This window comes from Streptomyces sp. NPDC003456 (genome assembly GCF_042878735.1).
Lineage (GTDB): Bacteria > Actinomycetota > Actinomycetes > Streptomycetales > Streptomycetaceae > Streptomyces.
Genome location: NZ_JBIAOK010000008.1, coordinates 166,700 through 185,734, shown reverse-complemented (window position 1 = coordinate 185,734; position 19,035 = coordinate 166,700). Strand labels below are relative to the sequence as shown.

Here is a 19,035-nt window from a genome sequence, read left to right as displayed (position 1 = left end):
TCCACGGCTCGCACCGCCCGGTCGGGTGAGCTTGCGCCGCCCGGGCAACCCGCGGCCCGGGCGGCCGCGTCGCACCGCACATGACGCACGACCTGGTCACCGACCTGCGCCCGCTGCTCACCGCCGAGGCCGCCGCGGAGGCACCTGCCGCCGGAACCGAGGCAGGTGATCTGGAGCAGGCCGTCTGGCTCCGCCTGCTGGAACGCCTGGACGCCGACGGACCCCCGCGCGATCCCGGGCAGTGGCTGCGCCGGGCCGTCCGCGCGGAGGCCCGCCGCAGCCGCCGTACGCGCCAGATCGAACGGCCGTACGCCACCGAGCCGGTGGACGGCGGCGACGACCCGGAGCAGCTCGCCCTCGCCGCGGCCCGCGGGCGTGCCCTGCGCGCGGCCGTCCGTCGTCTCCCGGGTCGCTGCCCCCGGCTGATGGAGGCTCTGCTCGCCCCCGAGGACCTGACGTACCGGGAAATCGCAGGGGAGTTGGGTATCTCACAGGGCAGTCTGGGCCCGGAACGTTCCAGATGCCTGGGATGTCTGCGCAGATTGCTCACACCGGAGGTTGCGGCCCGCTGAGGACGGGGATAGGAGTGGGGGACCACCGGTGATCAGATGAGCGGGAGGCGTGCGCACATGGGCATGAGCGTGACCATCTCTGCGGCGACCGAGCAGGACGCGGAGCAGATCTTCAGGCTGCAGTACCTGTGCTTCCAGCCGGAGGCGGCGCTGTACGGCAACTACCGCATCGACCCGCTCGTCCAAACCCTCGACTCCGTCCGCGAAGAGGTCGTCCGCGACTGCGTCTTCGTGGCCCGGCTCGGTGAGGAGGTCGTCGGCTCGGTCCGCGGCTCGGTCACCGAGGACGGCGCGGCCGTCATCGGCAAGCTCTGCGTCCACCCGCGCCTGCAGGGCCACGGCATCGGCGCCCGGCTGCTGCGCGCCGCCGAAGCGGCTCTGGCCGACCGGCACGGCGCGACCCGCTTCCGCCTCCACACCGGCCACCGCAGCGAGGGCACCCTCCGCCTTTACCGCAAGGTCGGCTACCAGGCGGTGGGCACGTCCCAGGGCGCCGACGGCGTACCGATGATCGTCCTGGAGAAGCCGGCGACCACCTACGCGGCGACGGCCTGACCCCTCCCGGGGGCGCGAGGCGTCCCGTACGGCCCGGCGCCGCCTGGCGACCTCAGGCGGCGCCGCCGTCGCGCGCCCGCGAGGACCGCAGCCAGTAGATGGCGGTCAGCGGCAGCAGCACGGGGATGAAGAGGTAGCCCATCCCGAAGTCCGACCAGACCGTCGCGTCCGGGAAGGCCGACGGCTCGACCAGGGTCCAGGTGCCCACCGTCACCACCCCGACCAGCTCGGCGGCACAGCACGCCAGCGCGACCCTGCGCGCCGTCTCCCCGCCGCGCACCAGCGTGTACGTGATGAACCCGTACACCACCCCGGCCACCGCCGACAGCGAGTACGCCAGCGGCGCCCGGTCGAACTCCGTGGCGATCTGGTACGCCGAGCGCGACACCGCCCCGACCACCATCACGCCGTACAGCCACACCAGCAGCGTGCCCGGCCCGGAGGCCAGCCGCCGCCGGCCCACCTCAGCCCGCCCAGATGTCATAGAGCCGCACCTCCAGCACCGCCAGCACCACACCACCGGCCGCCACCGTCACCGAACCCCACCGGGTCCGCTCGGCCAGCGACATGAACCCCGCCGCCGGGACGCACGCGAACGCCCCCAGCAGATACGCCACGAAGATCGTCGTGCCCTGCTCCGGCTTCTCGCCCCGCGCCAGCAGCACGATCCCCACGACGAGCTGGACCAGCGACAGCAGGGTGACCACGGCCATCCCGATGAAGTGCCAGTCCTTCGTCGGCTGGTCGCGGTAGGCCGCCCAGCCGCACCAGGCGGCCAGCAGCAGCGCGGCGACGCCGGTCACCAGCGTCAGGACAGTGAGCATGCAGCGACCTTATTACGCCCGCGAAGGCCCCACGCTCCGGGCCCTGGCCTGCACCGTAGGGTCGAGGGCATGACGATCCACGCGCAGGCCCTGCTCTTCGACAACGACGGAACCCTCGTCTCCTCCCTCGCCTCGGTGGACCGCTGCTGGGCACAGTGGGCCGCCGAGTACGGGATCACGGCGCAGGAGTTCGCCCGCGTCGAGCTGCACGGCCGGCCGGCCGCCGAGATAGCCGCCGACCTGTTGCCCGCCGAGATCGTGCCCGAGGCCGTCGCGCGGATCGAGGACCTGGAGGTCGAGGACGTGCCGCGCGGCGGCGTCCACCTGCTGCCCGGCACCCGCGCCCTCCTCGACGCCCTGCCCGCCGACCGCTGGGCCGTCGTCACCTCCGCCACCCGGCGCCTGGCCGAGGCCCGGCTCGATGCCGTCGGCATCCTCCCCAAGACGCTGGTCGCCGCCGACGACATCACGCGCGGCAAGCCCGACCCCGAGCCGTACCTGCTGGCCGCACGGGCGCTCGGCGTCGACCCGGCCCGGTGCGTCGTCCTCGAGGACGCCCCCGCCGGACTCGCCTCGGGCCGCGCCGCCGGGATGACCACCGTGGCGTTGACCACAACCCACCGGGCCGAGGAACTCCACGCCGACCTGGTCGTGGAGAACCTGTCGGCCTTGTCCGCACTGGTCAGCGACCGGGGCGTGGAGATCTCCGCGCGCGCCTGACCGGGCCGGTCCCTCCCGCCGCCGCTGTCCATCGCTGTCCAGCATGCGGACAGCGGCGGCCGGTCAGGACCGTACACATGTTTTACTTGCCGCATGACCACGACGAGCGACCGCATCACCGCGACCGAGGCGACCATGACGCCCGGTGCTCGTTGTATGTGTCGAATGTGCGCCTTCTAGAGGGCCCCTGCACCACCCCTGAGCTCGCGCCCCGAAGCGAGACCGCGGCCCGTCCGCACGCCCTGAGCGGTGCGTGACGCGCAGCCGCCCGCGCACATGTTTCTCCCCGGTTCCCCTCTTTCCCGTGAGAACCGTGTCGCGTCCCTGACCGAATGCACCTGTGCCCGGGCACACCCACGCCCGCGCACTCGACAGTGACGGAAACCCAGTGATCACCACTTCGGGCCTCACCAAGGTCTACCGCTCACGCGGCCGCGAGGTCACCGCCCTGGACGGCGTGGACCTGCACGTCCGCGAGGGCGAGGTGTACGGCGTCATCGGCCAGTCCGGCGCCGGCAAGTCCTCGCTCATCCGCTGCGTCAACCTCCTGGAACGCCCCACCTCCGGCACCGTGACCGTCGCCGGGCAGGACCTCACCGCCCTGGCGGGCCGCGGACCCCGCGCCGGTAAGGAACTGCGGCGGGCGCGCAGCCGGATCGGCATGGTCTTCCAGCACTTCAACCTGCTGTCCTCGCGCACGGTGCAGGACAACGTCGAACTGCCGCTGGAGATCCTCGGCCGGTCCGGCCGGGACCGCTCCCGCAAGGCGCTGGAACTGCTCGACCTGGTCGGCCTCGCCGACAAGGCCGGCGCCTACCCCTCCCAGCTGTCCGGCGGCCAGAAGCAGCGCGTGGGCATCGCCCGCGCCCTGGCCGGCGACCCCAAGGTCCTGCTGTCCGACGAGGCGACCAGCGCCCTGGACCCCGAGACCACCCGCTCCATCCTGGGGCTGCTGCGCGACCTGAACCGGCAGCTCGGCCTCACCGTCCTGCTCATCACGCACGAGATGGACGTCGTGAAGTCGGTCTGCGACTCGGCGGCCCTCATGGAGAACGGCCGCATCGTCGAGTCGGGCACGGTCAGCGAACTGCTGGCCACCCCCGGCTCCGAACTGGCCGCCGCGCTGTTCCCGCTCGACGGCGAGGCCTCCGGCGCCGACCGCACCGTCGTCGACGTCACCTTCCAGGGCGAGAGCGCGACCCAGCCCGTCATCTCGCAGCTGGCCCGCACCTACAACATCGACATATCGATCCTCGGCGCGGCCATCGACACCGTCGGCGGGCTCCAGGTCGGCCGGATGCGCATCGAACTGCCCGGCCGCTACGAGGACAACGTCGTGCCGATCGGCTTCCTGCGCGAGCAGGGCCTGCAGATCGACGTCCCGGGCCACGAGTCCGTACTGGTGAAGGAAGGCGCGAAGTGACCTGGTCCGAGATGCAGCCCCTGCTGACCCAGGCGTGTTGGGACACGCTCTACATGGTCGGCTGGTCCACGCTCATCGCCGTCGTCGGCGGGCTCCCGCTGGGCATCCTGCTCGTCCTGACCGACCGCGGCGGTCTTCTGCAGAACGTCGTCGCCAGCAAGGTCATCGGGCAGGTCGTGAACATCGCCCGCTCGCTGCCGTTCATCATCCTGATGGTCGCGCTGATGACCTTCACCCGGTGGATCACCGGCACGACCATCGGCCGCGAGGCCGCCATCGTGCCGCTGGCCGTCGGCGCCATCCCGTTCTTCGCGCGCCTGGTCGAGACGGCCGTGCGCGAAGTGGACCACGGGCTCGTCGAGGCCGTGCAGGCCATGGGCGGCAACACCTGGACCATCGTGCGCAAGGTCCTCGTCCCCGAGTCGCTGCCCTCGCTGATCGCCAGCACCACCACCACGGTCGTCGCGCTCATCGGCTACTCCGCCATGGCCGGCACCGTCGGCGCCGGCGGCCTCGGCGACATCGCCATCCGCTACGGCTACCAGCGCTTCGAGACCGAACTCATGTGGATCACCGTCGCCATCCTCGCGGTCGTCATCTCCCTGATCCAGTTCGCCGGCGACTACGCGGCGCGCTCCCTGCACCGCCGCGGCGCCCGCTCGGGTCCCGCCCCCCGACTGCGGCTCCTCAAAGCCGCCTCCTGAACTCCCCGTCCCACCCACGACGGGGCAGCACCACCCCCGGTCATAAGGAAAGGCACTTTTCGTGCGTAACACCGCCAAGATCACCACCGCCGTCCTCGCCGCCGGAGCCCTCACCCTCGGGCTCGGCGCCTGCGGATCGGGCGACTCCGACTCCGGCTCCGGCTCCGACGGTCCCCTCGTCGTCGCCGCCAGCCCGGCCCCGCACGCCGAGATCCTCACCTTCGTCAAGGACAACCTGGCGAAGAAGGAAGGACTCGACCTGGAGGTCAAGGAGTTCACCGACTACGTCACGCCCAACACGGCGACGCAGGACGGCTCCGTCGGCGCCAACTACTTCCAGAACAAGCCGTACCTCGACGACTTCAACAAGAAGAACGGCACCGACATCGTGCCCGTCGTCACGGTTCACCTGGAGCCGCTCGGCCTCTACTCGAACAAGGTGGACAAGGTCGAGGACCTGAAGAGCGGTGCGACCATCGCCGTCCCCAACGACACCGTGAACGAGGCCCGCGCCCTCAAGCTCCTGTCGGACAACGGGCTCATCACGCTCAAGGAGGGCGTCGGCAACTCGGCGACCCCGGCCGACATCACCAAGAACCCCAAGAACCTCAAGTTCAAGGAGCTGGAGGCGGCCCAGACCCCGCGCTCCCTCGACGACGTGGACGCCTCCGTCGTCAACGGCAACTACGCCCTGGAGTCCGACCTCAAGCCCTCCGAGGACGCCCTCGTCCTGGAGTCCGCGAAGAACAACCCCTACGGCAACTTCCTCGCCGTCAAGAGGGGCAACGAGGACGACCCGCGCGTGAAGAAGCTCGCCAAGCTCCTCACCTCGCCCGAGGTCAAGAAGTTCATCGAGGACAAGTACGCCGGCTCCGTGCTCGCCTCCTTCTGAGCCCCCGACCGGCACCCGCGCGCACGGGGCCCCGCCTCACGACCGAGGCGGGGCCCCGTGGTGCGCGTCGGTGCTTTCATGCTGCATGCTGGGCAGTTCAGCAGGCCCTGACGGTTCCCCGAAGGTTACGGAGCGGCGCATGACGAGCACCTTCCCCAACGTCTCCATCAGCACGGAGCGGTTGGTGCTGCGTCCCCTCGACGAGGACGACGTCCCCGCCCTGACCGCCATGATGAACGACGAGCAGGTGGCGGCCTGGACCTCGGTCCCGCAGCCCTTCACGGAGGACGGCGCCCGCACCTGGATCACCGAGTACGCCCCGGCGGAACGCACCGAGGGACGCGGCCTCGACTTCGCCGTCACCGAGTTCCTCACCCAGCGCCTGGTCGGCCTCGTCCAGCTCGGGAAGACCAACTGGCACGTGCGCTCCACCGAGCTGTCGTACATCATCGCCCCCTGGGCCCGCGGCGAGGGCTACGCCTCCGAATCCGCCCTCGCCACCGCCCAGTGGCTCTTCACGGACCAGAAGTTCGAGCGCATCGAGCTGCGCACGGCCGCCGACAACACCGCCTCCCAGCAGGTCGCCCAGAAGATCGGCTGCATCAGCGAGGGCGTCCTGCGCAACGCCTGCATAGCCCGCGCCCGGGCCGAGGACGGCACCTGGGCCGACGTACGCACCGATTTCATCGTCTGGAGCCTGCTCCCGGAGGACCTGGAGGGCGTCGGCGAGCAGCTCCGCGACGGTTTCACGTCGTTCGGCGACTGGAACTGAGCGCCCCCACCCGCGCGCGGGCGGCGGCCATGACACCGGCGTCCCCTCCCGCGACTCCACCGGATACCCTCACCGAGCCCGCCCCCGGGCGGCTTCCCCCGACCACCCGCAGACCACCTGCGCCACCCCCTGGAGACTGACGACGATGGCCGACCGGGTCACGGTGATCGGCTGGGACGGTTCGCCGCCGACCGCCGCGGCGAGCGCCGCCCTCGGCGCCGCCACGCTCGTGGCCGGCGCCGCCCACCACCTGGCGCTGCCCGAGGTGCCCGCCGGCGCGGAACGCATCCGCCTCGGCAGCGTCGCCCTCGCCGCCCGCCGCATCGCCGCCCACCGCGGCACGGCGGTCGTCCTCGCCGACGGGGACCCCGGCTTCTTCGGGGTCGTACGCACCCTGCGCGCACCGGAGTTCGGACTCGAGGTCGAAGTCGTCCCCGCTGTCTCCTCGGTCGCCGCCGCCTTCGCCCGGGCCGGAATGCCCTGGGACGATGCACAGGTGGTGGTCGCACACCGGCGAACCCTGCGACGCGCGGTCAACGTATGCCGCGCCCACACGAAGGTGGCCGTCCTCACCTCGCCCGGCGCCGGACCCGCCGAACTCGGCCTGCTCCTCGAAGGAGTCCACCGCTCCTTCGTCGTCTGCGAGGAACTCGGCACCGACCGCGAACGCGTCAGCGTCGTCACCTCCGACAAGGCCGCCGACCACACCTGGCGCGACCCCAACGTCGTCATCGTCCTGGGCGGCCCGGTCCGCCCCGACACAGGTGGGGACAGCGGCGGCTGGATAGCAGGCCGCGACCCGTCCGCCGGACCGCGCGGCTGGACCCTGCCCGCCGACACCTACGACGGCGTCCCCGGCGAGGGCGAGACGCCGTTGCTGCGCGCCTCCCAACTCGCCCGCCTCGGACCGCGCCTGGGCGACCTCGTGTGGGACATCGGCTGCGGCGGCGGCGCCTTCGCCGTCGAGGCCGCACGCGCCGGCGCCGGCGTCATCGCCGTCGACAGCGACCGCGACGCCTGCGCCCGCACCGACGCCACCGCCCGCCGCCTCGGCATCCCGCTCCAGGTCGTCCACGGCACCGCCCCGCACGTCCTGGAGAACCTGCCCGAACCGGACGTCGTCCGCGTCGGCGGCGGGGGAGTGGCCGTCGTCTCCGCCGTGGCCGACCGCCGCCCCCAGCGCATCGTCACGCACGCCGCCACCCGCGACGCCGCCGAACTCGTCGGCCGCGACCTGACCGAACACGGCTACACCGTCGAGTGCGCCCTCCTCCAGTCCGTCGAACTCGACACCAGGGCCTGGACGGAGAAGGAGCGGAGCGTCGCGTTCCTGCTCAGCGGCGTCCTGCCGAAACGCGGCCTCTGACCCGGCGACCGTCCCCGTGATCGGTTTGTCGTACTGCGCGCGGTAGGCTGGCCGATCGCTGCACCGCACCCGGACCTCCGGCACTTCGTCGGCCAATGTCCGGAAAGCCCGCCCGTTTTGAGGTGGGTGTGGTACGGCAGAACCGAAGGACGCGCAACGTGGCGCAGTCCACAGCGGAACCGTCGCGGATCATGCTGCCGTGAGGGTGGTACGGCCGCAACAATGCCACCGAGTGGCTTTGTCGCCTTTTCCGGCGGGCCGTTCGTGCCGCTGGGGACGCACGCTCGTTCTTCACTGCGGGGCGGTCGGTGCGCCGTTCCGGCGAGCTGGTCGTAGGAGCACTAACCGATGGGCGAGGGGTACGCATGACCGACACCGGCCAGGTCCCGGGCGAGGGACTGCCGGAGAGCGCAGGCATGGTGGAGCAGCCGGGCGCCTACGCGCACGGTTCGTACACCTACCTCTCCGACGACTCCGCCGAGGACGAAGACCTGCTGCTGCCGGGCGCCCAGGGCGCGTGGGGCAACGAGGTCCCGCCGCCCGCGCCGGAGCCGGTCGCCGAGACCGTGCACCAGCCGGGCCCGCACGAACTCTCCGGCCGCGACAGCGGCTCGGTCGACCTCAGCGGTGTCCGCCTGCCCGACCCGCCCCCGATCCCGCCCATCACGCCGCGCCGGCCGCTCCATCTCGGCCCGCCCCTGCCCGACAGCTCCGCCAGCCCGGTCCGCTCCCTGGCCGACCGCGGCCCCGCGGACGCGCCGGTGCGCCAGCCCGCCGCCGCCCAGACGCCGGGCCCCGAGTACGTCGACGCGCCCCGGGCCGCCGAGGCCCCCGCGGGCGCGCCCTGGGGTGCGCAGGCCGCGGCCCAGGTCCCGGTGGCCGCCGGGGCGGCGCCTGCGGAAACGGTTGTTCCGGAGGCGGCTGTTCCGGTAGTTGCTCCGGCGGGCACGGCCCAGGCGGGCGCGACCCACTCGGCACCGCAGCCGGCCGAGGCCGCGCAAGCGGCACAGCCCGCGCAGCCCGCTGCCGCGGAGCAGCCGGCGGCGGTGCCGGTCGCCGGTGGTCCGGAGGGCCAGGCCCTCGCGGGACAGCAGAGTCCTTCGGTGCCGGCGCAGGCCGGGGCCGTCGATCCCGCCGGCGCGGGCCCGGCCCAGGTGGCAGCGCACGTCTCCGCTGCGGTGGGAGCCGCAGCGGCCCCGGCCGAGGACCCTGCGGCCGGCGCCGCGGCTCCTGCGGAGGCGGGCCAGGCGCCCGGCCCCGTGGACGCCGCGGCGGAGGCCATCGGGCCCGACGCGGCTCCGGCCGCAGCGGGTGACGCGGTGGCCGGGGCGGCCGAGGCCGCCGTGGACCAGGCGCACGCGGCCGGGCCCGCCGTCTCCGAGGCCGGCACGGCGAGCGGCGAGGCGGCCGTGGCCGGCCCCGCCCACGCGGAGGCTGCTCCGGGCGCGGGCCGCACCGGCGCCGTCGCCACCGAGCCGGAAGCGGCTCCGGGTGACGCGGGCGTGGCTCCGGACGGGCTCGCCGCGACTGCCGCCGAGGCGGGGGCACTTGAGGGCTTGGCCGCGGCCCGTGCTGCGGCCGTGGACGTCACCGGTCCCGCCGCGGAGGGCGTGACCGGAGGGGCGGGCGCCGTGCAGCCGGGCGCGGTCGCCGCTGCCGCCGAGCCGGGTGACCAGGCCGTGGTCCCCGCCGACCAGGTCCCTGCGACGGCCCACGCGACTCCCGCTGAGGCTCAGCAGGACCTCGCCGGTGCCGACCAGGCCAAGACCACCGCCGAGCAGCCCGCGACAGCCGCCGAACAGGCTCTCCCTGGAGTGGCCGAAGTCCTGGGCGCCCCCGAAGCCCCGGCGGCTGCCGACGCCCCCGAGGCGGCAACTCCCGTTCCGGACCCGGCCGTCCCGGCTCCCGGGACTCCGACTCCCGTCCCCGCGGTGGCGACTCCCGCCCCCGAGGCCGTGACGGCGCCCACGCTCCCCGACCCCGCAGCAACCCCGGCAAACGCAGCAACCCCGGCAACCGCGCCGGCACCGGAGACCACACCGGTACTGGACGCCGCGCAAGCGCCGGAAGCCGCACCGACTCCTGCCCCCGCCCCCGAACCCGTCCCCTTCCCGGAAGCCGCCGCTCCCTTGGTCCCTGAACCCGCCGTCGTGCACCCGCCCGAGACCGCCGCCGAAGGCTCGGCCGGTGTCTCCCCGGGCGCTCCCGGGGCCCCGGCCCCCACGGCCGAGGACGCGGCACTGCCGGCGGCGGCCGCTGGGACCCCGGTCGCGCCGGAGGCACGAGCCGACGCCGAAGCAGCCGTACCGGCACCTCGGACGACGGCCCCCCAGCCGGTCGCTCCCGAGGCTGCCGCCCCCGCCGCAGCGGCCCCGCAGGCCCCGGGCCACGCAGCCGCCGCCCCGGACCCGGCGAGCGCGGCCGGAGCTCCCGAGGCGGGCCGAGCGCAGCCCGAGGTGCCGGCCGAAGCCCTGGCCCCGGTGCAGCCCTCCGCGGCCGGAACGGCCGCACCCGAGCCGGGCGCGGCTCCCGCGCCCGCGGACGCGGAGCCCGCCCCCGAACCGGCCGGCCCGACGGCGTCCGCCACCGCGCACGTCACCGTCGTCGTCCCCGCCCCCGCACCGGAGGCGGGCGGCACGCAGCCCGTGCAGGGCCCGCAGCAGTCGCAGGCCGCGCAGCCCGGGACGCCCGAGGCCGGCGTCGCGGTGCCCGCGCCCCGCGAGGGCGATGCCGACGCCGGACTCGCGCAGAGCGCCGACGACCTGGACACCCGGGCCGCCGACCAGGAAGACCTGGACGACCTGGAGATCCGGAGAGAAGAGAGCGCGGCAGCCGTGGCACAAGCACGTCCGTCCACCGGTCCCGCCGCCCCCGGCTACGACCCCGCCGAGCGCGAGGCCGTCCTGAAGGTCATGCGCGAACGCCGCGACATCCGCAACGGCTTCCGCAGCGACCCCATCCCGCACGAGGTGCTGCTCCGGGTCCTGGAGGCCGCCCACCACGCGCCCTCCGTGGGCCACTCGCAGCCCTGGGACTTCGTCGTGATCCGCTCCGCCGACACCCGGCGGGCGATGCACGAGCTGGCCATGCGCCAGCGCGACGCGTACGCGAAGTCCCTCCCCAAGGGCCGGGCCAAGCAGTTCAAGGAACTGAAGATCGAGGCCATCCTCGACACGCCGGTGAACATCGTCGTCACCGCCGACCCGACCCGCGGCGGCCGCCACACCCTCGGCCGCCACACCCAGCCCCAGATGGCCCCGTACTCCGCCGCCCTGGCCGTGGAGAACCTCTGGCTCGCCGCCCGCGCCGAAGGACTCGGCGTCGGCTGGGTCAGCTTCTTCGACGAGCGCGAGATGGTGCGCGCGCTCGGGCTGCCCGAGCACCTCGAGGTCATCGCCTATCTGTGCGTCGGTTACGTCGACGAGTTCCCGGACGAGCCCGAGCTGCTGCAGGCGGGCTGGTCCAAGCGCCGCCCGCTGTCGTGGGTCGTGCACGAGGAGACGTACGGCCGACGCGCACTGCCCGGAGAGGAACCGCACGACCTGCTCGCCGAGACCGTGGCGCAGATCCGCCCGCTGGACGCCAAGGCGCTCGGCGAGGCGTGGGAGCGCCAGAAGCGCATGACCAAGCCGGCCGGAGCACTCGGCATGCTGGAGATCATCTCCGCGCAGCTGTCGGGTCTGTCCCGCCAGTGCCCGCCGCCCATCCCGGAGCCCGCCGCCGTGGCGATCTTCGCGGGGGACCACGGCGTCCACGCGCAGGGGGTCACCCCCTGGCCGCAGGAGGTCACGGCCCAGATGGTGGCCAACTTCCTCGGCGGCGGCGCCGTCTGCAACGCCTTCGCGACCCAGGTGGGCGCCGAGGTGTGCATCGTCGACGTGGGCGTCGCCGCCGACCTGCCGGCCACCCCGGGCCTGCTGCCCCGCAAGATCCGCGGCGGCACGTCCGACATGACGACCGGCCCCGCGATGAGCCGCGAGGAGGCCAGGCAGGCCATCGAGGTCGGCATCGAGACGGCCCGCGACCTGGTCGCCGCCGGGAACAAGGCCCTGCTCACCGGTGAGATGGGCATCGGCAACACCACCGCGTCGGCCGCCCTGATCTCCGTCTTCACGGGCGCCGACCCGGCCGAGGTCACGGGCCGGGGCACCGGCATCAACGACGAGACGCTGGCCCGCAAGACCGAGGTCGTCCGCCGCGCCCTGGAACTGCACCAGCCGGACCCGGCCGACCCCATCGGGGCGCTCGCCGCGATCGGCGGCTTCGAGCACGCCGCCCTCGTCGGCCTCCTCCTCGGCGGCGCCTCGCTGCGCACGCCGGTGATCCTGGACGGGGTCAGCGCCGGTGCCGCCGCCCTGGTCGCCCGGGCGATCGCCCCGGAGGTCCTCGCCGCGTGCATCGCGGGCCACCGCAGTGCCGAGCCCGGCCACGTGGCGGCCCTCAACAAGCTGGGCCTGCGCCCCCTGGTCGACCTGGACCTGCGCCTCGGCGAGGGCACGGGCGCCCTGCTCGCCCTGCCCCTGGTCCAGAGCACGGCCCGGGCCATGCACGAGGTCGCGACGTTCGACTCCGCGGGAGTGACCGAGAAGTAGGGTCGAACCGTTTCCGGTGGCTCTGCGCCCGGCCGGGGTGCTCAGCCACCGGACACCCGTGCCGCCCGGAGGCCCGCGCGGCTTAAAATCCGCACGTCAGGGCCGCCGCCGAACCCGCCCCCTCAGGAGCCCCACCACCATGGCCGAACACCCCGCCTACCCCGTAGGCCTCCGCCTCGCCGGCCGCCGCGTGGTCGTCCTGGGCGGTGGCCAGGTCGCCCAGCGCCGCCTGCCCGCCCTCATAGCGGCGGGCGCGGACATCGTCCTGGTGTCCCCGGAGGTCACCCCCTCGGTGCAGGCCATGGCCGACGCCGGGGAGCTGACCTGGCACCGGCGCCGCTACGAGGAGGGCGACCTCGACAGCGCCTGGTACGCGCTCGTCGCCACCAGCGACCCGGAGGCGAACACGCTCGCCTCGGCGGAGGCGGAAGGCCGGCGCATCTGGTGCGTGCGCGCCGACGACGCCGACGTGGCCACGGCCTGGACCCCGGCCAGCGGCCACAGCGAGAGCGAGGGCGTCACGGTCGCCGTCCTCACCACCGACGCGCGCGAGCGCGACCCGCGGCACATCGCCGCCATCCGCGACGCCGTCGTCGAGGGCCTGCGCGACGGCACGCTCGTCGCCCCGCACCACCGCACCCGCACGCCCGGCGTCGCGCTGGTCGGCGGCGGCCCCGGCGACCCGGACCTGATCACCGTGCGCGGCCGCCGCCTGCTCGCCGGGGCCGACGTGGTCATCACCGACCACCTCGGCCCGCGCGACCTGCTCGCCGAGCTGCCCCCGAACGTCGAGGTGATCGACGCGGCCAAGCTCCCGTACGGCCGGTTCATGGCGCAGGAGGCCATCAACAACGCCCTGATCGAGTACGCCAGGCAGGGCAAGGCCGTCGTCCGGCTCAAGGGCGGTGACCCGTTCGTCTACGGGCGGGGCATGGAGGAGGTCCAGGCGCTCGCCGAGGCGGGGATACCCTGCACGGTCGTGCCGGGCATCTCCAGCTCGATCTCGGTCCCGGGCGCCGCCGGCATCCCGGTCACCCACCGCGGGGTCGCCCACGAGTTCACGGTCGTCAGCGGCCATGTCGCCCCCGACGACGAGCGGTCCCTGGTCGACTGGCCGTCGCTCGCGAAGCTCACCGGCACGCTCGTGATCCTCATGGGCGTCGGCACGATCGGCAAGGTCGCCGAGACGCTCGTCGCCCACGGCAAGTCCCCCGACACGCCCGTCGCCCTGATCCAGGAGGGCACGACAGCCGCCCAGCGGCGGGTCGACGCCACCCTCGCCACCGTCCGGGAGACCGTCCGCACGGAGAACGTGAAGCCCCCGGCCGTCATCGTCATCGGGCCGGTCGTCACGGTCGGCCCGAAGACCGCCGAACCCCTCCACTGACGAAGACGGGACACCGCCCGTTCCCGGGCCGTCCCACCACCCCCAGGACAAGGCAGTACACCGCTGTGGCCGAACTCATCACCGTCGAGGACCCGGACGACCCGCGCCTGCGCGACTACACCGGCCTGACCGACGTGGACCTGCGCCGCAAGCGCGAACCCGCCGAGGGCCTGTTCATCGCCGAGGGCGAGAAGGTCATCCGGCGGGCCAAGGACGCCGGCTACGCGATGCGCTCCATGCTGCTGTCGGCCAAGTGGGTCGACGCCATGCGGGACGTGATCGACGACCTCCCCGCCCCTGTCTACGTGGTCGATCCGGGGCTCGCCGAGCAGGTCACCGGCTACCACGTGCACCGGGGTGCCCTCGCCTCCATGCAGCGCAAGCCGCTGCCCACGGCGGCCGGCCTGCTGGGCACCGCCCGCCGCGTGGTGGTCATGGAGTCGGTCAACGACCACACCAACATCGGCGCGATCTTCCGCTCGGCCGCCGCCCTCGGCATGGACGCCGTCCTGCTCTCCCCGGACTGCGCGGACCCCCTGTACCGCCGCAGCGTGAAGGTCTCCATGGGCGCGGTCTTCTCCGTGCCGTACGCCCGCCTGGACAGCTGGCCCGGGGATCTGCACGCGGTCCGCGAGGCGGGCTTCACCCTGCTCGCCCTCACGCCCGCCGAGCGGGCCCGGTCCCTGGACGAGGTCGCCCCGCACACCCTGGACCGCGTGGCGCTCATGCTCGGTGCCGAGGGCGACGGCCTGTCCACCCGGGCCCTGCGCGCCGCCGACGAGTGGGTCCGCATCCCCATGTCCCACGGCGTCGACTCCCTCAACGTCGGCGCGGCGGCGGCCGTGGCCTTCTACGCCGTGGCCACCGGCCGTCCCACGACCTAGGCACACCTGGGGCCTGCCGTCCCGATCACGCCGCAGGCGCCCGGTCCGGCACGCACCTCCGCGGTGTCGCCGCCGGTTCCCGACGGCTCTGGGCAGGCCCGCCTACGGCCGCACGCCGGGCGGCGCCGGGTCCTGCTGCACCCGCTCCTGCCGTACGCCGGAGCCGTCGCCGCCGAGTCCCCGCGCCGGGCCCTGGCAGCCCTGGACCAGGGCGATGCCGACGGCGACCAGCAGGGTCACCACCACGAACACGAACAGGCGCTGGCGCAGCAGACGCGGATTCGCCGGCCGCAGACCGGTCCCGGTGCCGCGCGGCGCCGGACGCCCCGTGCCGCTGTGCGGTCCGGTACGGCTGCCGGTGCCCGAGCGGGTCCCGTTGCGCCCGGTCGGTGTCGGCCGCGCCCCGGACCGCGAGGGGGCTCCGCCGCGCGAGGCGCCCGTGCCGCGCCCCGCGGTCCTGCCGCGGGTACCCGCGCCCGCCGGGCGCGTCCCGCCCTGGCCCCGGGCACCGCCGCGCACACCCGATCCGCCCTGGGAGGCCGGGCCGTCCGGCGGCGGACCCTCGCCGGGCCCGGACGTGCGGCGCGGCGGGGGAGTGCCCCGGCCCCGCTGGGGCCCGGACGGCGCCTGCTGCCCCTGCCTGCCCCGGCCGCGGTCCGGGTAGGTGTCGACGGGCCGCTCGCCGTCCGCCCCGCGCGGAGCGGGTGGCCGCACACCGGCCAGGTCCTGCGACTCGCGGGCCGCGATCTCCTTGAGGCGCAGCGACAGCTGCAGCGTGCTGGGCCGCTCCTCGGGGTTCTTCGCCAGGCACGCCCGGACCAGCGGGGCCAGCGCGTCGGGCACGCCGTGCAGCTGCGGCTCCTCGTGCACGACGCGGTACAGCATCACCTCGGAACTGCCGTGCCCGAAGGGCGAGTCGCCCATCGAGGCGTACGCGAGCGTGGCGCCCAGCGAGAACACGTCCGTGGCCGGGGTGACGGCCGCACCGCGCACCTGCTCCGGTGCGAGGAACCCCGGCGAGCCGACGGCCGTGCCGACGTGGGTGAGCGTCGAGGCCCCGGTCGCCCAGGCGATGCCGAAGTCGATGATCCGCGGCCCCTTCGGGGACAGCAGGATGTTGGAGGGCTTCAGGTCCCGGTGCACCACGCCGGCCTCGTGCACCGCGACCAGGCCCTCGGACAGGGCCGCTCCCACGGCGGCGACGTCGGCGGCCCCGAGCGGCCCCTCCGCGGCGACCTTGTCGTGCAGGGACGGACCGGGCACGTACTGGGTGGCGAACCAGGGGCGGTCCGCGTCGAGGTCGGCCGCCACGAGCCGGGCCGTGCAGCCGCCGCGGATCCGGCGGGCGGCGGACACCTCACGGGCGAACCGCGACCGGAACTCCTGGTCCTCCGCCAGATCCGGCCGGATGACCTTCAGCGCGACCCGCTGCCCCTTCTTGTCGGAGCCCAGGTAGACCACGCCCATCCCACCCGCGCCGAGCCGTCTGTGAAGCCTGAACGAGCCGACGACGCGCGGGTCCTCGCGCCTCAGGCGCATCATCGCCATGTTCATCCCCGCTGCCCGGTCCTGTGACGAGCCACAGCTTACGTTTCCACGGCCGCCCGCGCGCAGAGGCCGCGCCCTCTCGGGGGGAGGGATTGTCAGTGGTGGGTGGGAGAATTGAAAGGTGGTCAGGGAGGGCGCGGAGAAGCCGACTTCGGGTCCGGAGTGATCCCAACCACCCGTCGCAGAAGGGGGATTGATCCTGTGAAGGGTGACCGAGTGGAGATAGTCGTGGACGCGGGGGACACGACCCGCACCTACGAGGTGGTGGCCGGCAGGGCGGGGCGGCGGGTGGAGACCGCGGTGCGCCGGGGCGTGGTGGAAGTGAGCGAAGTCACGCGAAGTGGGACTGTCGTACGTACGGCGCGGTTCATGGCGAACCGGGTGCTGGCGCTGGTGGAGCAGCCGGTTCCGAGGGAGGGGAGCGCGGACAAAGCGGGATGACCCCGGCGCCCCGTCGGGGAAGACCCTGAGAGCCGGGTCCGCGTCTCCACCCAGGGGAGTACACCGCAGGTGGCGGCTCATCCTCCGGGAGGCCCGGCAATCGGTACGAGGGCATGACGCCCGCGCGCCGCACGGACCCTAGATTTGAGGTCAAGCGGCGGGTGGCAGCACTCGTCCCCCGAGGTCAGACGCCCGCCGCTGCCGACGACAACGGAACACGGTCAGGAGAGGACCATGGCCCACACGGCAGCGCGGACGCTGATCCGCGAGGAGGGACGCAAGGCGTACGCCGCCGCGTTCCGCCCGCGCCGCCAGGGCCGCCGCCACCCCGTGGTGGCGACGCTGATGGCCCTTCCCCTGGCGGTCCTGCTCCTCCTCGTCTTCGACGGGTGGGAGACAGTGGCCACACAGGCGTCGTCCGTGGGCGAGATGCTGGGGCGCTGAGCGGCGACCCCAGGCCCGGAAGAGCGGTCCGGGCGGGGACATCCACCCATGAAACCCCGTGGGGACGGGGGTGCGGCGGACGGCACAGATGCCGGCGCAGCTGGGGAGCTGCGCCGGCATTGCTCTGCCCGGAACCACCGGCACTCCCGCCGAGCCGCACATCGCCCCGCACCCGTCCCCTCGCCGTTCCGCGAGGTGCACAAGCGACTGCTCCCCGCACCACGCCCCCCGCGTACCCTCACCCCGAGACCGCCACCGCCCAGGCAGCAGGGAGCACTGTGACGCCCCACCCCGGTTCGCTCGCGGCCGCGCTCCGCGCCGAGGTCCGGGCCGCCGCGCACGCCCGCTGCGCGATGTGCCCCTGCGGCGCGGCCACGCTGGCCGACCGGCCCGACGGCCTCGTCGTACGGCACGCGGACACCGTCGCCAAGGCCCACGCCCCGGACACCCGCCCGGCCGAGCTGGCCGACCGGCTCGCCCTCGCCCTGCGCCACCCCGGGATCTTCCTGCCCCCGCTCACCCCCGCACCCCTCGACCTGCACGACCGCCTGGTGACGCTCTGGCCGTACGGAGCACCGGTGGACCCGGCCGACCCCGACGCCGCCCCCTGGGAGGACGCCGCCGCGCTGCTGGCCCGCCTCCACCGCGCCCCGGTCCCCGACGGGCTGCCCGCGATGCGCGGTCCCGGGAAGGCCGCCCGGGCCGTGTCCCTGCTCCGCCGGGCCGGCGGCCCCGCGGCCGACGCGGTCCTGCGCGCCTGGGACACCCTCCCGCCCTGGGCCCGGGCCGAGGCGCCGATGCCCGGCCCCGGCACCCTGTGCCACGGCGACCTCCACCTCGGCCAGCTCGTCCGCCACCCCGCTCCCGACGGGCCGTGGCTGCTGATCGACGTGGACGACGCCGGCGTGGGCGTCCCGGCCTGGGACCTGGCCCGCCCGGCCGCCTGGTACGCCTGCGGTCTGCTCCCGCCCGGCGAGTGGACCCGCTTCCTCGACGCCTACCGGCGGGCCGGCGGTCCGGCCGTACCCGCCGAGGGCGACCCCTGGCCCGCACTGGACGTCTGCGCCCGCGCCCTGACCGTGCAGACCGCGGCCCGGACCCTGGTGAAGGCGGCCGCAGCGGGCCGCGACCTGGACGAGGTGGAGCGCTCGGTCGTGGACGCCTGTGGCCGAATGGCGACCGTCCCGCCGCAGTTGACGCAGGTGGACCGGGCGTAGGGTGCAACCGACCACCGCGGGACGGAGTCTGTCCTGGCGAGATGGGAAGCAGCACCGACCGGCGAGGAGTTGACCGATCATGCAGTGTCCGAAGTGCCACGCACCGATGCACACGTACAACCGCAACGGTGTCCAGATCGAGCAGTGCAGCGGCTGCCGCGGGATATTCCTGGACTACGGCGAGCTGGAGGCGCTGACGCGTCTGGAGTCGCAGTGGTCGCAGCCGGCCCCGCCGCCCCCGCCCGCCCCGCAGGCCTACCCGGCCGCCCCGGCCCCCGCCTGGGGCGCCCCGCACGGCGGCCACGGCCACCACGGTCACCACCGCCACAAGAGCTTCGGGCACATGCTCTTCTCGTCCTGAGCAGGGAACGACAGGAGCCCCCGGCCGCGAAGGCCGGGGGCTCTCTGTGATGTGGACGATACTGGGATTGAACCAGTGACCTCTTCCGTGTCAGGGAAGCGCTCTCCCGCTGAGCTAATCGTCCTCGGGACCATGACCACTGTGAGCAGCGGACCATGGGCACTGCGTGCGCGATACTGGGATTGAACCAGTGACCTCTTCCGTGTCAGGGAAGCGCTCTCCCGCTGAGCTAATCGCGCGGGACGGATCCGAAGATCCAGTGGACGATACTGGGATTGAACCAGTGACCTCTTCCGTGTCAGGGAAGCGCTCTCCCGCTGAGCTAATCGTCCT

18 protein-coding genes and 3 tRNA genes are annotated in these 19,035 nt (G+C 74.1%); 15 read left to right on the top strand and 6 right to left on the bottom strand.

Translation table 11 applies throughout. The annotated features are described in order from the left end of the window. Window positions 1-80 precede the first annotated feature (80 nt). Together ACFYWG_RS30385 and ACFYWG_RS30380 are read left to right on the top strand one after the other, a co-directional pair. Window positions 81-572, top strand: a complete 492-nt coding sequence (locus ACFYWG_RS30385; protein ID WP_383502067.1) for a sigma-70 family RNA polymerase sigma factor — start codon at window positions 81-83, stop codon at window positions 570-572. A 57-nt stretch (window positions 573-629) separates the two neighbouring features. Next, complete coding sequence (locus ACFYWG_RS30380) at window positions 630-1,127, top strand: GNAT family N-acetyltransferase (protein WP_383502134.1); 498 nt, start codon at window positions 630-632, stop codon at window positions 1,125-1,127. A gap of 52 nt (window positions 1,128-1,179) precedes the next feature. Here ACFYWG_RS30380 and ACFYWG_RS30375 read toward each other — a convergent pair whose 3' ends face one another. Then, the gene (locus ACFYWG_RS30375; protein ID WP_376332221.1) at window positions 1,180-1,611 is read right to left on the bottom strand and encodes a hypothetical protein; all 432 of its coding nucleotides are present in this window, start codon (window positions 1,609-1,611) and stop codon (window positions 1,180-1,182) included. Continuing rightward, complete coding sequence (locus ACFYWG_RS30370) at window positions 1,592-1,951, bottom strand: hypothetical protein (RefSeq protein ID WP_333934494.1); 360 nt, start codon at window positions 1,949-1,951, stop codon at window positions 1,592-1,594. The genes ACFYWG_RS30375 and ACFYWG_RS30370 overlap by 20 nt, the downstream gene beginning before the upstream one ends. 69 nt (window positions 1,952-2,020) lie before the next feature. On the opposite strand from ACFYWG_RS30370, the gene ACFYWG_RS30365 reads away from it, so the two are divergent. The 9 genes from ACFYWG_RS30365 to ACFYWG_RS30325 all read left to right on the top strand — a co-directional run bounded on the left by ACFYWG_RS30365 (window position 2,021) and on the right by ACFYWG_RS30325 (window position 14,691). Then, complete coding sequence (locus ACFYWG_RS30365) at window positions 2,021-2,671, top strand: HAD family hydrolase (RefSeq protein WP_389204254.1); 651 nt, start codon at window positions 2,021-2,023, stop codon at window positions 2,669-2,671. Window positions 2,672-3,059: 388 nt separating this feature from the next. Next, complete coding sequence (locus tag ACFYWG_RS30360) at window positions 3,060-4,094, top strand: methionine ABC transporter ATP-binding protein (protein ID WP_376332224.1); 1,035 nt, start codon at window positions 3,060-3,062, stop codon at window positions 4,092-4,094. Further along, window positions 4,091-4,798 (top strand): methionine ABC transporter permease, encoded by a 708-nt coding sequence (locus ACFYWG_RS30355; protein WP_376332226.1) that lies wholly within the window; start codon window positions 4,091-4,093, stop codon window positions 4,796-4,798. The genes ACFYWG_RS30360 and ACFYWG_RS30355 overlap by 4 nt, the downstream gene beginning before the upstream one ends. A gap of 61 nt (window positions 4,799-4,859) precedes the next feature. Beyond that, the gene (locus tag ACFYWG_RS30350; protein ID WP_383502077.1) at window positions 4,860-5,690 is read left to right on the top strand and encodes a MetQ/NlpA family ABC transporter substrate-binding protein; all 831 of its coding nucleotides are present in this window, start codon (window positions 4,860-4,862) and stop codon (window positions 5,688-5,690) included. 139 nt (window positions 5,691-5,829) lie between these two features. Then, window positions 5,830-6,462, top strand: a complete 633-nt coding sequence (locus ACFYWG_RS30345) for a GNAT family N-acetyltransferase (protein ID WP_376332230.1) — start codon at window positions 5,830-5,832, stop codon at window positions 6,460-6,462. A gap of 145 nt (window positions 6,463-6,607) precedes the next feature. Next, the gene (gene cbiE / locus ACFYWG_RS30340) at window positions 6,608-7,828 is read left to right on the top strand and encodes a precorrin-6y C5,15-methyltransferase (decarboxylating) subunit CbiE (protein WP_389204253.1); all 1,221 of its coding nucleotides are present in this window, start codon (window positions 6,608-6,610) and stop codon (window positions 7,826-7,828) included. 365 nt (window positions 7,829-8,193) lie between these two features. Next, window positions 8,194-12,420 (top strand): nicotinate-nucleotide--dimethylbenzimidazole phosphoribosyltransferase, encoded by a 4,227-nt coding sequence (gene cobT / locus ACFYWG_RS30335; RefSeq protein ID WP_389204252.1) that lies wholly within the window; start codon window positions 8,194-8,196, stop codon window positions 12,418-12,420. A 139-nt stretch (window positions 12,421-12,559) separates the two neighbouring features. Next, window positions 12,560-13,807, top strand: coding sequence for a uroporphyrinogen-III C-methyltransferase (gene cobA, locus ACFYWG_RS30330; RefSeq protein WP_376332236.1), 1,248 nt, complete (start codon window positions 12,560-12,562; stop codon window positions 13,805-13,807). A 65-nt stretch (window positions 13,808-13,872) separates the two neighbouring features. After that, window positions 13,873-14,691, top strand: a complete 819-nt coding sequence (locus tag ACFYWG_RS30325) for a TrmH family RNA methyltransferase (protein ID WP_389204251.1) — start codon at window positions 13,873-13,875, stop codon at window positions 14,689-14,691. 102 nt (window positions 14,692-14,793) lie between these two features. Here ACFYWG_RS30325 and ACFYWG_RS30320 read toward each other — a convergent pair whose 3' ends face one another. Continuing rightward, on the bottom strand, window positions 14,794-16,245 hold the full coding sequence (locus tag ACFYWG_RS30320) for a protein kinase (RefSeq protein ID WP_389204250.1): 1,452 nt from the start codon (window positions 16,243-16,245) through the stop codon (window positions 14,794-14,796). 195 nt (window positions 16,246-16,440) lie between these two features. On the opposite strand from ACFYWG_RS30320, the gene ACFYWG_RS30315 reads away from it, so the two are divergent. The 4 genes from ACFYWG_RS30315 to ACFYWG_RS30300 all read left to right on the top strand — a co-directional run bounded on the left by ACFYWG_RS30315 (window position 16,441) and on the right by ACFYWG_RS30300 (window position 18,702). Further along, a complete protein-coding gene (locus tag ACFYWG_RS30315; RefSeq protein ID WP_376332242.1) occupies window positions 16,441-16,680 on the top strand; it encodes a hypothetical protein in 240 nt (79 codons plus the stop codon). 234 nt (window positions 16,681-16,914) lie between these two features. Then, complete coding sequence (locus ACFYWG_RS30310) at window positions 16,915-17,124, top strand: hypothetical protein (RefSeq protein WP_369197422.1); 210 nt, start codon at window positions 16,915-16,917, stop codon at window positions 17,122-17,124. Between the two features lie 278 nt (window positions 17,125-17,402). Then, window positions 17,403-18,341, top strand: a complete 939-nt coding sequence (locus ACFYWG_RS30305; protein ID WP_389204249.1) for a phosphotransferase family protein — start codon at window positions 17,403-17,405, stop codon at window positions 18,339-18,341. 79 nt (window positions 18,342-18,420) lie between these two features. Continuing rightward, window positions 18,421-18,702 carry a zf-TFIIB domain-containing protein gene (locus ACFYWG_RS30300; protein ID WP_376332246.1) on the top strand — a complete coding sequence of 94 codons (282 nt, stop codon included), beginning with the start codon at window positions 18,421-18,423 and terminating at the stop codon, window positions 18,700-18,702. Window positions 18,703-18,754: 52 nt separating this feature from the next. Here ACFYWG_RS30300 and ACFYWG_RS30295 read toward each other — a convergent pair. The 3 genes from ACFYWG_RS30295 to ACFYWG_RS30285 form a co-directional block, all read right to left on the bottom strand. Then, window positions 18,755-18,826 (bottom strand) — tRNA-Val (locus ACFYWG_RS30295). A 43-nt stretch (window positions 18,827-18,869) separates the two neighbouring features. Next, a tRNA-Val gene (locus tag ACFYWG_RS30290) sits at window positions 18,870-18,941 on the bottom strand. A gap of 21 nt (window positions 18,942-18,962) precedes the next feature. Then, window positions 18,963-19,034 (bottom strand) — tRNA-Val (locus ACFYWG_RS30285). Window position 19,035 lies beyond the last annotated feature (1 nt).